This is a genomic window from Hymenobacter cellulosilyticus (assembly GCF_022919215.1).
In the GTDB taxonomy this organism is placed as follows: Bacteria; Bacteroidota; Bacteroidia; order Cytophagales; family Hymenobacteraceae; genus Hymenobacter; species Hymenobacter cellulosilyticus.
In genome coordinates this window covers 3,804,914-3,817,835 of sequence record NZ_CP095046.1, presented here as the reverse complement: position 1 = coordinate 3,817,835, position 12,922 = coordinate 3,804,914, and the positions used below count along the sequence as shown (strand labels likewise).

The following is a 12,922-nucleotide window of genomic DNA, read 5'->3' as shown; positions in this document are numbered from 1 at the left end:
CGAAACGCTGGGGCCGAGGCCGCAGGTTTTGTATCTTTCGACAGCACTTAGCCCCGTCGTCTATGCCACGTTTTCTACTCCGCTTTTTCCCCGTCCTGCTCCTGCTGGCGCTGGCTGCTTTTCCGGGCCGCGCTACGCATATCGTGGGCGGTGAGCTGGACTTGCAATACCAGTCGGGCAGCACCTACCGCATCAACCTGAACCTGTATTTCGACGCCGTGTACGGCAACCCCGGGGCCCTGGACAGTGACCTGTCGGTGGGCATCTTCGAGAAGGGTACCGACCGGCGCATGCAGAACCTGAACTTGCCGCTGGTGGCCAATACGTCGGTGGTATACTCGGATATTGCTTGTACCCTGCCCATCCTGTCTACCCGCCGCATTCAGTACAGCAGCCTGATTACGCTGCCCGCCGACAAGTACACCAACCCTACGGGCTACTACGCGGCCGTGGAGCGGTGCTGCCGCAACAACAGTATCCGCAACATCCGCAACCCCGGCGACGCCGGCCAGACCTACTACCTCGAGTTTCCGGCCGTGGTGCGCAACGGGCAGCCGTTTATCAACTCGACGCCCCGCATTTTTCCGCCCCTGAGCGACTATGCCTGCCGCGGCGAGCTGTTCTACTACGACTTCGGCGGCCAGGACGTAGATGGCGACTCGCTGGTTTATGAGCTTTCGACGCCCCTAAACGGACACTCCAATACTACCCTGCCCAAGCCCGTCCAGGCCGAGCCCCAGCCTTACAGCCCTATCCAGTGGATACCGGGCCTGCACGTGCTCAACCAGATTCCCGGCACCCCGGCCCTGTCGGTAAACCGCTTCAGCGGGCGGCTGGAAGTGCGGCCCAGCAACCTCGGCCTGCACGTATTCGGCATCAAGTGCTCGGAATACCGCAAAGGAGTAAAGATCAGCGAGGTGCGCCGCGACTTCCAGCTCCAGGTTATCGACTGTCCGCGCAATATCAAGCCCAAGGTAAACGTGTACATGCCCGGCACCAACCGGCCCTACCAGCCCGAAAAGGATGTGCTGCAGATGGCACCCGGCAACCGGTGCTTCAAGCTGCGCTTCACCGACCCCGATCCTACTTCCCGGCTTACGTTGTCGATGCGCCCGGTAAACTTCACGACCCCGCTGCCCACCTTTTCCCTGTCGCAGGGCATGGTGCGGACGGCCGGCGCCCCGGACACCCTGATTTCGGAGATGTGCTTTTCCAAGTGCCTCGATACGAAAGGCAAGGTGTATCTGCTCGACGTTATTGTGGCCGATAACGGCTGCAGTCTGCCCAAACGCGACACGGTGCGGGTGGCCTTCACCAGCGTACCCGACCCGAACAGTCCGCCCGTGGTGACGACGACAGCCGGCCCCACGCTGCCGCTGAACGTGCGCATCGGCGACCTGGTGACCTTCCAGGTACTGGGCCAGGACCCTGATTCCGATAACGTAGCGCTGGAAATGACCGGCAAGGGCTTTACGCCGGGCAGCGTGGGGGCCACCATGGTGCAAAATTCGACAGGGCCCCAGGTCCGCGGCACGTTCTCCTGGCGCGTGCCCTGCCCGCCTACCGACAAGTTTCTCTACGAATTTGAATTTACGGCCGCTGCCACCCCTTGCGACGAGCGTCAGGTGTCGGCCCCGGTCGTGGTACCCATCCAGATCAACTACGCCAATACGCCTCCTATCCTGACGGCTTCCGATGCGGCCCCAGTCATCCGCCACCGCATGGGGGAACCCTACACGCTCACGCTCGAAGGCTTGGATGCCGATAACGACGCGCTGGTACTCTCGGCCACGGCCAATGGCATAGACCTGGCCGAAGCCGGCATGCGCTTTACCGCCCGCAACGGCCCTGGTAAGGCCACTGCCACCTTCGAGTGGGACCCAAGCTGCACCGTGGCCCAGCGCGAAATAACGGAAGTGACTTTCCTGCTGCAGGAATCGACCTGCCGGCCCGTACCGGTAACCCAGAAGATGCGTTTTGAGGTAGTGCGCCCCCAGGCGCCCAACTTCATGCCGGCCAACATTTTTACGCCCAACAACGACCAGCTCAACGACTTCTTCGAGCTCCCTACCCTGCCCCCCGACTTCTGCGACTCCCGCCTGGCCAACATCAAAATATTCAGCCGCTGGGGCAACCTGGTGTACCAGACCACCAACCGCACCTTTAAGTGGGACGGGGGCGGCTTGCCGGCCGGGGTCTACTTCCTGCTGATTGAGTACACCGACAAGAGCTTTAAGGGCACCGTAACCATTGCGCCGTAGCAGCCAGGACGGCTTTGATCATCATAAAAAAGCCCCGGTGCGAATCACGCACCGGGGCTTTTTTATGAATCAATACAATCAGCAGCAGTACTGCCGCAGCACAAGGGCCGCAAGCTTTACTACAGCTCCTCTACAGCCTAATACAGGAACAGAAAAACGCCGAACAAGGCCACCCAGAGAGCATCTATGAAGTGCCAGTAGATATTAAGCATCCGTAGCTGCCGGTGGCGGTACGGGTCCCGGATAAATACCAACGAGCGGACTGCATCCCGGGAGGCGTGCATGGTGCGTAGCATCAGGGCCAGCAGAAACAGCATGCCGCCCAGCAGGTGAGCCACGTGCAACGCCGAAATCAGATAGATGTAGGTGCCACTAGCCCCCCGTTAAAGAAAATGCCTTGGGTGCTTAGCTCCCGCCAGCCCAGAATCTGGAGGCCGGCAAAGATACTACCCAGCAGCAGCGTGGCGCCCAGGCAGCGCGTGAGGGTGCGCATATCGTCGGAGCGGTAGATGCGCTGGGCCTGGCTGAGCGTGTAGCTGCTCACGAGCAGAACAATGGTACTCAGGGAGAAATAGCGCGGCAAGGGGTGCACGCCGGTGGGTGCGCCGTTCAGGTGACGGGTCTGGATGTAGGCTGCCACCAGAATGACGAACATCACGGAAATGCCGACCATCGCCAGGTACAGGAGCATGAGCAGCGGCGGCACCCGCTCGATACGGGTAAAGGCGGAAGGTGGCCGGCCAGCACCTACTTTGTCTTTGCGTTCTTTGTCGGAATTCATCATCGGGTCAGGAGGGAGCAGAGTACGTTTTGCAAACCAATCCACGAGCCATAAGTTCCGTACTCGACCTCACCAACGGCGCTAGTGGCTATTTAGCAAGATACGCAAAATACTATTCCTTGGCCGGCCTTATTTCGGGTTAATCGGGGCGAAAAAACGAGCCGATTTTTCCCAGCACGGCGTTGAGCGTAATCTTGGGCGTGCGGCTGGCCCCGAAGGTGACGTAGGTTTTGCCAGCCACCCGCAAATCCAGGATCAGACCCAGCTGCCGGGCCAGGTCGTTGAGCTGCTGCAAGGGGTCGGGGCCGTTGCTGGCGGGCTTGGGCTTTTTGGGGCCCGGCGGCTTGGGTGGCCCGCTGGTGAGCTTGTCGAGCACGCGCTGGCTGGGCAGGTTCACAATCAGATACGAACCCGAGCCGGCAATCTGGATATCGTCCCCGTCCATGCTCACGACCAGGCGCGCCTCGATGTCGAGGCCGCTAGCCAAGGGGCTCCGACTTGGCCGATGGCAACTGGGGAGCTGCGGGGTTTTCGCCGCGGGTGCGGATGCGCAGGGAGCCGTTCAGGCGCCAGGTAGCGGCCGGCCCCGCGGGGTTTTGGGGGTTGGGCACCTGCAGCTCCATCTGGTCGAAGGCCAGGTTCAGCTCGACGCCGCCGGAAAGCTTGGACAGCAGCGAAGCGGCCGTATCGGCCCAGCTGCCGGATGATTGGGAAGAATCAGCCATGGGAAGGAAAGGAAAAAGGTAAATGAAAGGGAAATGCTACCGGGCAAACGTACCCGGGCCGCGCAAGTTACAGGCCCGGGCGCTACGGTACTAGCCCAACCGGGCCGGCACCAAGCTTGGCAGGCCGTTTGCCCTAGCTGGCGCAAATCTAAATAAAGAAGCCTGCGTATGTTGCCCAGGCTCCGCTTCTACTGTTCACCTTCTCCCGCCATGTCTGCTTTTCCCGCCTTTCGCTTCTTCCTGCCCCTGCTGCTGACCCAGTTGCCGCTCTCGCCGCTCTGGGCCCAGGTAGCCCGCCCCGCCCCCGATACGGCCACCCGCCCCGTCGCGTCGGCTACGGCCCCGGAAGTAGCGCTGGCCGCCACCGGCCTCGACTGCCACCACCCCTTCGGCCTCACCGACAACAACGAGCGGGTGTACCGCCTGACCACGGCCAATGGCAAGCCCGACGGGGAAGTGCGCATGCGGGTGGTGAGCCTGAGCTCGGAGATGAACAAGAAGAAAACCGTTGAAACCCACAAAGTGCTGCTCAAGAGCGGCCACTACGACCCTAAAAACCGCCTGCTCAACATGCAGGACCTTACCATTTCCTGCCGGCAGGACACAAGCTTCGTGGATGGAATGAGCGAGTTTAAGCCCGAAAGCATCCGCTCCTTCCGGGACCGGAAATTTGCCTACACCCCGGTGGCCCTGGGCTGGCCTCACCAGCCCTCAGTAGGCTCCGAGCTGCCCGCCGGCGGCAGCCAGGTAGAAGTCAGCAGCTCGGTGGTGGATATTGCCCGGGTCAGCAGCATGGTGCGCAAGCGCAAGGTGGTCAGCGGCCCGGCCCCGGTGCAAACCCCGGCCGGCACCTTTTCCTGCTACAAGGTGGAATCTGAGCACGAGGATGCCACCCAGGCCCGGAAGGACATCGTGATGCGCACTACGTATAAAGTGGTCGACTACTACTCTCCTACCATGGGCATCGTCAAAACTGAGGTGTACGACAAGAAAGGCAAGCTAAGTCAGACCCGCACCCTGGCCGTCGTCAACAGTGGGCAGGGGCAGTAGACTTCCGGGAAAACTGCTAGTTTAGGGGCCGAATCTTCGGCCCCTTTTTTTGTCTTTGCCCCATGACTTTCAAGCACCTTGCTCTAGCCGCCGGCCTGCTTTCCCTGGCATCCTGCCAATCCTCGCCCGCAACCTCGGAAACTACCGCTGAAGCCCCGGCTCAGCAAACGGGCACTACGGCCATCACCGGCAAAACCTACGGCGCAGCTATTAGCGCCGACGGAGCCCGGCCCATGAGTGAGCTGCGCCAGGTGCTCGGCGAGCAGGATTCGGCCCAGGTGAAGCTGGTGGGCACCGCCGCCGAGGTGTGTCAGGCGAAAGGCTGCTGGCTCACCGTAACCACCGCCGAGGGCAAGGCCATGCGGGTGCGCTTCAAGGATTACGCATTCTTCGTGCCCAAAGACATCAGCGGCAAAACCGTGGTTATCAACGGCTGGGCCCACCGCGAAGTAGTGCCCGTCGAGGATTTGCAGCACTACGCCAAGGACGCGGGTAAGTCGGCGAAGGAAGTAGCCGCCATTAGCCAGCCCGAGGAGCAGCTCAATTTCGAGGCCGACGGCGTGCTGGTGCAGCAGTAACCCGGCGCTACAGGTTGCACACCTGGTTTCAAGGCGGCCCCTGCGGGCCGCCTTTTCTGTTGTCGCTCAGTTACTAGGGCTTGACACGCGGTTATTACTCATTGTCAGCTGGGCAGCAGCCGTTGTCACCTGGTCACGAGTCATTGACACCAAGTCACGGTGCAATGACACCCGGTCACAAGCTATTGTCACTCGGTTACAGGCTATTGTCACTTGGTCACGGCGCAATGTCACCTCGTTACAGCGCCTTGCCACCTAGTCACAAGCTATTGCCACCTCGGCAGACGCCCTTGCCAGCTCGTCGGCATGCGTTGCTACTTTCGCCCTTCCCACGTAAACTTCCACCCAGACTGCGTACACTCCCCGAACCCGGTTACTTTTGCCCCATGCCCGATACTACCGCCATCCAGGAGAAAATCACGGCCCTCACCCAGCGGCTGCACTACCTCAACCACCAATACTACCAGCAGGACACCTCCGAAGTCACCGACCAGGAGTTTGACCAGATGCTGGCTGAGCTGCAACAGCTGGAAAAGCAATACCCCGAGCTGGCTCTGCCCAACTCCCCCACCCAGCGCGTGGGCGGCACCATCACTAAGCAGTTCCCGACGGCCCCGCATAAGTACCCCATGCTCAGCCTGGGCAACACCTACTCCGAAGCCGATCTGCGCGACTTCGACGAGCGGGTGCGCCGGGGCCTGGAAGGTGCCGAATTCACCTACGTCTGCGAAATGAAGTTCGACGGGGTGGCCATGAGCCTGACCTACGAAAACGGCCAGCTCACCCAGGGCGTGACGCGCGGCGACGGCACCCGCGGCGACGTGGTCACGAGCAACGTGCGCACCATCAAGAACCTGCCTCTGCACCTACGGGCAGAAGGCCCGGCCCAGCCCGCCGAATTTGAGGTGCGCGGGGAGATTTTCATGCCCCTGCCCGTTTTCGACGACCTCAACAAGGAGCGCGAGCAAAATGGCGAGGCCCTGCTGGCCAACCCCCGCAACGCGGCCAGCGGCACCCTGAAGCTCCAGGACTCGGCCCTGGTAGCGGCCCGCCGCCTGCGCTTTTTTGCCTATAGCTTCCTGAGCCCGGTGCGCGGCGTATTTCCTACCCACAGCGCCTCGCTGGAAGCCCTCAAAGCCTGGGGCCTGCCCGTGTCCGACACCTGGCGCAAATGCCACAGCATCGAGGAAGTTCTCGACTTCATCCACCACTGGGAGAAAAAGCGCTTCGAACTGCCCGTGGCCACCGACGGCATCGTGATTAAGGTCGATGACTTCCAGCAGCAGGAAGCCCTGGGTTTCACGTCCAAGAGTCCGCGCTGGGCCATTGCCTACAAGTACCCCGCCGAGGCCGCCCGCACCCGCCTCAACAGCATTCAGTACCAGGTGGGCCGCACTGGGGCCGTTACGCCCGTAGCCATGCTCACGCCCGTGCCCCTGGCCGGCACCGTCGTCAAGCGCGCCTCGGTGCACAATGCCAACCAGATTGCCGCCCTCGACTTGCGCCTGGGCGACATGGTCTTCGTGGAGAAAGGCGGGGAAATCATTCCCAAAATTACCGGCGTCGACCTGACCCAGCGCCCCGAAGGCAGCCAACCCATTCAGTACCCAACTGAGTGCCCGGCTTGCGGTACCCCGCTGATCCGGCCCGAGGGCGAGGCCCACTTCCGCTGCCCCAACGACACGGGCTGCGCGCCCCAGCTCAAGGCCAAGCTGGAGCACTACGTTTCGCGCAAGGCCCTGAACATCGACGGGCTGGGCGCCGAAACCGTGGCCCGCTTCTTCGACCTGGGCCTGGTGCGCACCCCGGCCGACATCTACGACCTTTCCGTTGAGAAGCTCACCGGCCTGGAGCGCCTGGGTGAAAAATCCATCCAGAACCTGATGAACGGCATTGAAGCCAGTAAGCAAGTGCCCTTCGACCGGGTCTTGTTTGGGCTGGGTATCCGCTACGTGGGCGAAACCGTGGCCGAAAAGCTGGCCGCCCACTACCGCAGCATGGACGCCATAATGCTGGCCGCCGCGCCCGAGCTGGGTGCCGTGCCCGAAGTAGGCGGCGTCATTGCCGAGTCGTTGGCTGCCTGGGCCCACAACGAGGCCAACCGCCAGCTAATTGAGCGGCTGCGCACGGCCGGCGTGGAGCTGGCCCTGACCGGGGAAGCCCCCAGGCCGTCAGTGACCGGCTGGCGGGCCTGACCTTTGTGCTGTCGGGGTGTTTGAGCAGCACAGCCGCGAGGAGCTGCAGCAGCTCATCGTGCAGAACGGGGGCAAGATTACGGGCTCCATCAGCAAGAAGCTCAGCTACCTGGTGGCCGGCGACAAAATGGGCCCGGCCAAGCGCGAAAAGGCGACGGAGCTTAAAGTGCCCATCATTTCCGAAACCGATTTGCTGGCCATGATTCCAACTGAGACCCAGACTGCGGATGAGGATGAAGTTTTGGCCCCGCAAAACCTCGATTCCAGCGCGGAAACGGCCTCTACTGAGACTTTTTCGGCACCCACGGGCACTGCAAACGATTTAGGTAAGTAAGCTTCCTTATTTTAGCGGCTGAAACCACTGTTCCGGTGGTATTTGGCACCAACCGTGAGCCGGACCGCGCCTTGCTGCAAGCCGGTCTATTCCCACCCCGGCTCACGGTTGTTCGGCCCCTGCCCGCACGATTTGCGTCCGCCGCCGGTTGGCTAGTTTGACTCTTCTCCCTGCCTCTCTTGCGTATGCTTCGCTTTCTATTTTCGGCGGCCGTGTTCAGCGTGCTGCTCAGTGCTCCTTCGGCCTTTGCCCAGGTTCCGTCTGCTGCCGCAACCCAGCCAGCCCAGACGGTGCCCAGTCGCCCCATCACGCCCCGGCCGAAGCGCAGAAGCTGCTGAAGAAGCGGAATGTGGTGGTGCTGGACGTGCGCACGCCCGAGGAATTCAGTACCGGCCACCTACGTGGGGCCCAAAATCTGAACTTCCGGGACCCCAACTTCCCTTCCCTGCTGGCCGGCCTGGACACGACCAAAACCTACGTGCTCTACTGCGCTTCCGGCAACCGCAGCGGCAAAGCTTCGGTTCTGATGCAGGAGAAAGGCTTCCGCAAGCTGGTCAACGCCGGCGCTTATAAGGATTTGAAAGCGGCTGGCGTGAAGACAGAGTAATTAACACCGTCCTTGTCAGACTGTAAGTCGCCTGCTCTTGCGCGTAGCACGGAGCCACGCGTCCTCTGCGTAGTGCGACTCGTTCTTTTACTAGAAAGCCCTTTATCGAACCACCGATAAAGGGCTTTTTATTTAAGGAGCCTCAGTACAATTCGGAGGACGGCTGGCTCCGTGCTGCTCGCAAGGAAACGGGTGTATATACCACTGGGGCTACGCAAAGAGCCCGGAGAAAGTCAGGAGGATGAGTATCCTATGGTATAGAAAGCAGATATTTTTAGCTTGCCTCATCTCAGTTAAAGCCCTGCTTTCATGCTATCTAGCACTCGTTGGCTCTCGCCCAAGTTGTTGATTTTGCTGCTCCTGCTGGGCAGCTTCCTGCTAGCTCAAGCCCGGGTGACGCAGCCGGCTCCCGCGCCGGCCGACCTGGCCCTGGTGGGTGCGAAAATCTACCCGGACCCGGAGGCCACCCCCATCCTGGATGGCGTAGTGCTGCTACGGCAGGGTAAAATTACGGCTGTGGGAACGGCCCAGCAGGTGCGCATTCCGGCCAGTACCCCCGTCATTGATTGCCGCGGAATGATCATGACGGCCGGGTTCTGGAATTGCCACGTCCATTTTATAGAGCCCAAGTGGCTGGGTGCCGACACCATTGCCGCGCCGCGCCTCAGCCGGCAGTTGCAGCAGATGCTGACCCGCTACGGCTTCACCTACGCCTTCGATCTGGCCACGCTGGATCTACGAAATCTGCTGCGGCTGCGGGCGCGCATCGCCACGGGGCTAGTGCCCGGCCCCACTATCTTCTCCACCGGTGAGCCCTTCACGCCGCCGGCCGGAAACCCGGCCTATATCGAGCCGCTCAAGCTGGCGGAAGCAGGCTCGCCCGAGCAGGCTGCCCAGCACGTGCAAAGCCAGCTCACCGCCGGCGCCGATGCCATCAAAATGTGGTCGGCCTCGCCTACCGGCCGGGAAGTAGTACCCATGCCCCTGGCTATTATGCGGGCCGCCGTAGCGGTGGCCCATGCTCAGCAGAAACCCGTCTTTGCCCACCCCACCAACTTGCTGGGCGTTTCACTCGCGGCCCAGGGCGGGGTCGATATCCTGACCCACGTGGCCCCGGACGACCGCCGGGTGTGGGACGCCCAAACCGTGCAGGCCATGCGCGCGGCCAACCTGGCCCTGATTCCGACCCTAAAGCTCTTTAAGTGGGAACTGGAGCAGGCCGGAATCCCGCCCGATAAGAACATCTTATTGCAGGTAGGTCAGCAGCAACTGCATGTGTTTGCCCAGGCCGGCGGGGAAATTCTTTTTGGTACCGACGTCGGCTACATGCGGGATTACTCGCCCGCCGATGAGTACCTGCTCATGAGCCAAGCCGGCCTGAGCTTCTCCCAGATTTTGGCCTCGCTAACCACCGCGCCCGCCCGGCGCTTTGGCCGGGCCGCCCAGACGGGCAAAGTGGCCAAAGGCATGAGTGCTGACCTGGTCATCCTGCGCCGCGACCCGGCCACGGACGTACGCGCCTTCGCCGATGTAGCCTACACGCTGCACCAGGGCAAGCTGCTCTACAGCCAAGCAAAAAAGGAGTAGAACCGTCCGCCTTGCAGGCGCACCAAGCTCATTTTCGTTGTCATTGCGAGGCGCAGCCGAAGCAATCCGTCCTCTGAAATGTACTAAGCTACCGTAAGTGATAAGCCCTTTCCTGTGGCTAACGGGAAAGGGCTTTCTGGGTAAAGGAAGTATCGTACTGCACAGAGGACGGATTGCTTCGCTCTGCTCGCAATGACAGTTAGAAGCTCTGTACGATGCTGTTGTGCAGGGTGCGGGGCTTCCAGTAGCCGCTGGCAATGATGCGGCGGATGGTGAACAGCGGGTCGTTTTGGTCGCGCTTCTCGGCCAGCACGAAGGCGGCTACCATACCGCGCTGTTTGAGCTGCGGAATGGCCTCGGGGTTCCACAGGCCGAAGGGGTAGGCGAAATACTTAATGTCCTTCCCGGTGATTTCCTCCAGGGTTTTGGTGGGCTTCTCGATCTGAGTCACCCAGTCCTCGCCCTGGTACTTCTTTACGTTGTGGTGGTCCCAGGTGTGGGAGCCAATGACGTTGCCCTCGTCCGAGAGCTGCTTTACCTGCGCCTTGCTCATGTAGTTGGGCCGGCCCAGGCTCACGGTCATGATGAAATACACGGCCTTGTAGCCGTACTTATCGAGTGTGGGCTTGGCCACCGTGAACTGGTCAAGGTCCGTGTCGTCGAAGGTGAGCATGATGGGCTTGCTCGGCAGCTTGGCGCCCGTTGTCAAGTAAGCGTAGAGTTGATCAGGCAGAATGGTGTGGTAGCCCGAGTCGGCCAGCATCTTGATCTGGTCCTTGAACTGCTGCACCGGAACGATGTAGTCCTTAGCACCTTTCGAGTCCTTGGCGCGCCAGTCGCGAATCTGGTGGTAGCACAGAATCGGCACCTGGGGGCGGGCGGTGATGGTCGCCGCGTCGGCAATTTTATTGGCCGGAATGCTGCTCGGGTCGGGAGCCGGGGTGGCGTTGGCTTCCTCGGTAGCGGTGGCCGTGGTGCCCGACATAGCCGCGGCGGTGGCGGCCGAATCAGTGGCTACGGTTTCGGCCGTGGGGCTGCCGCCTTCGGAGGCGGTGGCGGGCTTGGTGTCGCAGGCGGTGAGAAATGAGCTGGCTGCCAGGGCTGCGGCGGCCGCGAAAAGCGGGGTACGGAACAAATTCATGCGGACAATTGCGGCGGCAGACAGCCAGACCAGGTACTTTTGGGAGAAAATGCCGGAAGCCGACCCTGACCAAGCGCGTTGTATCTTCGCCACGGAGCTTCCAAGTCACAAAACAACAGCTAATTCCCCGCATGGACAAACTTCGCGGCACGGGCGTTGCGCTCATCACGCCCTTCACCCCGCCCCCGACCACGCCGTCGACTACCCCGCCCTGCGTCGCCTGCTCGATTTCAATATTGAAGGTGGCGTGGAATACCTCGTCATAAACGGCACCACGGCCGAGTCGCCCACAACGACGGCCGAGGAGAAAGCCGAGATTCTACGCGTCGTAAAAGAGCATGTGGCCGGCCGCGTGCCGCTCGTGTACGGCATCGGCGGCAATGACACGGCCGGCCTCGAAATCCTGCTGCGCACCACCGACCTAACCGGCATCACGGCCATTCTCTCGGCCAGCCCGGCCTACAACAAACCCAGTCAGCAGGGCATCATCCAGCACTACCTGCGCCTGGCCGATCTGAGCCCGCTGCCCATCATCCTCTACAACGTGCCCGGCCGCACCAGCTCCAATCTGACGGCCGAAACCACCTTGCGCCTGGCCCAGCATCCCAACATTATCGGTATCAAGGAAGCCAGCGGCAACCTGGAACAGTGCATGGTCATTGCCGCCCGCAAGCCCGAGGCCTTTATGCTCATCAGCGGCGACGATATGCTGACCACGCCCATGATTTCGTTCGGGGCCGAGGGCGTTATCAGCGTGCTGGGCAATGCCTACCCCAAGCGCATGAGCGACATGACCCGCCTGGCCCTGCAGGGCGATTATGCGGCGGCTACCAAGCTGCTATTTGAGCTGCTGCCCCTGAACCCGCTGATGTACGAGGAAGCTAACCCCGTGGGCATCAAAGCCGTGCTCGAAGCGCTGGGCCTATGCTCCCCGGCCGCCCGCCTGCCCCTGCTCGAAGCCACCGAAGGCTTGAAGCAGCGGATTCAGAAGCTGCTGTGAGCGAAGTTCTAGTTGACTTTGGAATCCCAGCTTGCTTGCTGGGATTCTACTTACCCATGCTTGGCTTGACCAAGCTTCAATTGCTTCAGCACAAGCCCCAGTTACTCAAGTGGATTCACCTGGGTGGCTGGGGCTTGTCCCTGCTGCTGCTGGCAATATTTGTTACGTGGGGGGTGTCGTTGCGGGGCCAGTGGCTTGATGTGCTGCCCTTTGCCCTGTCCTGGATAGCGGCGGGCAGCTACTTTCTGCTTTGCCGCAGTCAAATGGGCTGGATAAGCAAACTGTATTTCGGAGGTTGGTTTTTCTACCCGGCCGCCATAATAGTTGCTTTTATACTAGACCGAATTTTCTTTTTTCTGGTTGCCCTTCCTATTATGGCTTTTGTACCGGCGAATGAATTGTACTCTGGTCCGGACTGCACCTTACGTGACGCACTGAGTATCATGGGGCCTCGGCGGGTAGCCCTGCTTACGCCCGTGGGCATGCTGCTAGAAAAGCAGCGTGGTCTCATCAGAGCAGAGGAAGCTCCTACCGAAGGAACCCACTCTATCTTAGACAAGATAGTTACCGCTAAGCCTTTGCCGGCCGACCAGCCGGCAGACACCACGGATGTACTTATTGGCACTGGCACAGGCCAGTACGTTGTAAGATTTACCCACTGAG

Annotated in this window: 15 protein-coding genes; 10 read left to right on the top strand and 5 right to left on the bottom strand. The window is 61.1% G+C overall.

Going from position 1 to position 12,922, the window contains the following annotated elements; translation table 11 throughout:
* Nucleotides 1-62: 62 nt before the first annotated feature.
* On the top strand, nt 63-2,261 hold the full coding sequence (locus MUN79_RS18835; protein WP_244674154.1) for a T9SS type B sorting domain-containing protein: 2,199 nt from the start codon (nt 63-65) through the stop codon (nt 2,259-2,261).
* 137 nt (nt 2,262-2,398) lie between these two features.
* Here MUN79_RS18835 and MUN79_RS18830 read toward each other — a convergent pair whose 3' ends face one another.
* The 4 genes from MUN79_RS18830 to MUN79_RS18815 form a co-directional block, all read right to left on the bottom strand.
* Nucleotides 2,399-2,599 carry a hypothetical protein gene (locus MUN79_RS18830; protein WP_244674153.1) on the bottom strand — a complete coding sequence of 67 codons (201 nt, stop codon included), beginning with the start codon at nt 2,597-2,599 and terminating at the stop codon, nt 2,399-2,401.
* A 14-nt stretch (nt 2,600-2,613) separates the two neighbouring features.
* Nucleotides 2,614-3,045: a hypothetical protein gene (locus MUN79_RS18825; RefSeq protein ID WP_244674152.1), complete on the bottom strand. Its 432-nt coding sequence runs from the start codon at nt 3,043-3,045 to the stop codon at nt 2,614-2,616.
* 136 nt (nt 3,046-3,181) lie between these two features.
* A complete protein-coding gene (locus MUN79_RS18820) occupies nt 3,182-3,529 on the bottom strand; it encodes a hypothetical protein (protein ID WP_244674151.1) in 348 nt (115 codons plus the stop codon).
* Nucleotides 3,522-3,767, bottom strand: coding sequence for a hypothetical protein (locus MUN79_RS18815; RefSeq protein WP_244674150.1), 246 nt, complete (start codon nt 3,765-3,767; stop codon nt 3,522-3,524). Before MUN79_RS18815 ends, MUN79_RS18820 begins: the two co-directional genes overlap by 8 nt.
* 210 nt (nt 3,768-3,977) lie before the next feature.
* Between MUN79_RS18815 and MUN79_RS18810 the strand changes: the two genes are divergently transcribed.
* The 7 genes from MUN79_RS18810 to MUN79_RS18780 all read left to right on the top strand — a co-directional run bounded on the left by MUN79_RS18810 (nt 3,978) and on the right by MUN79_RS18780 (nt 10,118).
* Complete coding sequence (locus MUN79_RS18810) at nt 3,978-4,817, top strand: TapB family protein (RefSeq protein WP_244674149.1); 840 nt, start codon at nt 3,978-3,980, stop codon at nt 4,815-4,817.
* Nucleotides 4,818-4,879: 62 nt separating this feature from the next.
* Nucleotides 4,880-5,395 (top strand): DUF4920 domain-containing protein, encoded by a 516-nt coding sequence (locus MUN79_RS18805; RefSeq protein ID WP_244674148.1) that lies wholly within the window; start codon nt 4,880-4,882, stop codon nt 5,393-5,395.
* Between the two features lie 386 nt (nt 5,396-5,781).
* Entirely contained in the window at nt 5,782-7,590 is a 1,809-nt protein-coding gene (gene ligA, locus MUN79_RS18800) for an NAD-dependent DNA ligase LigA (protein WP_244674147.1), read from the top strand.
* A gap of 16 nt (nt 7,591-7,606) precedes the next feature.
* Nucleotides 7,607-7,924, top strand: a complete 318-nt coding sequence (locus MUN79_RS18795; protein ID WP_244674146.1) for a BRCT domain-containing protein — start codon at nt 7,607-7,609, stop codon at nt 7,922-7,924.
* Nucleotides 7,925-8,109: 185 nt separating this feature from the next.
* Nucleotides 8,110-8,262 (top strand): hypothetical protein, encoded by a 153-nt coding sequence (locus MUN79_RS18790; RefSeq protein WP_244674145.1) that lies wholly within the window; start codon nt 8,110-8,112, stop codon nt 8,260-8,262.
* An 11-nt stretch (nt 8,263-8,273) separates the two neighbouring features.
* Nucleotides 8,274-8,531 (top strand): rhodanese-like domain-containing protein, encoded by a 258-nt coding sequence (locus MUN79_RS18785; protein WP_244674144.1) that lies wholly within the window; start codon nt 8,274-8,276, stop codon nt 8,529-8,531.
* 309 nt (nt 8,532-8,840) lie between these two features.
* Entirely contained in the window at nt 8,841-10,118 is a 1,278-nt protein-coding gene (locus MUN79_RS18780; RefSeq protein WP_244674143.1) for an amidohydrolase family protein, read from the top strand.
* A 199-nt stretch (nt 10,119-10,317) separates the two neighbouring features.
* Here MUN79_RS18780 and MUN79_RS18775 read toward each other — a convergent pair whose 3' ends face one another.
* Nucleotides 10,318-11,259 carry a polysaccharide deacetylase family protein gene (locus MUN79_RS18775; protein WP_244674142.1) on the bottom strand — a complete coding sequence of 314 codons (942 nt, stop codon included), beginning with the start codon at nt 11,257-11,259 and terminating at the stop codon, nt 10,318-10,320.
* Between the two features lie 49 nt (nt 11,260-11,308).
* On the opposite strand from MUN79_RS18775, the gene dapA reads away from it, so the two are divergent.
* Nucleotides 11,309-12,259, top strand: coding sequence for a 4-hydroxy-tetrahydrodipicolinate synthase (dapA, locus tag MUN79_RS18770; RefSeq protein WP_311136523.1), 951 nt, complete (start codon nt 11,309-11,311; stop codon nt 12,257-12,259).
* Nucleotides 12,260-12,315: 56 nt separating this feature from the next.
* A complete protein-coding gene (locus MUN79_RS18765; RefSeq protein WP_244674141.1) occupies nt 12,316-12,921 on the top strand; it encodes a hypothetical protein in 606 nt (201 codons plus the stop codon).
* The last annotated feature ends 1 nt before the right edge of the window (nt 12,922 follow it).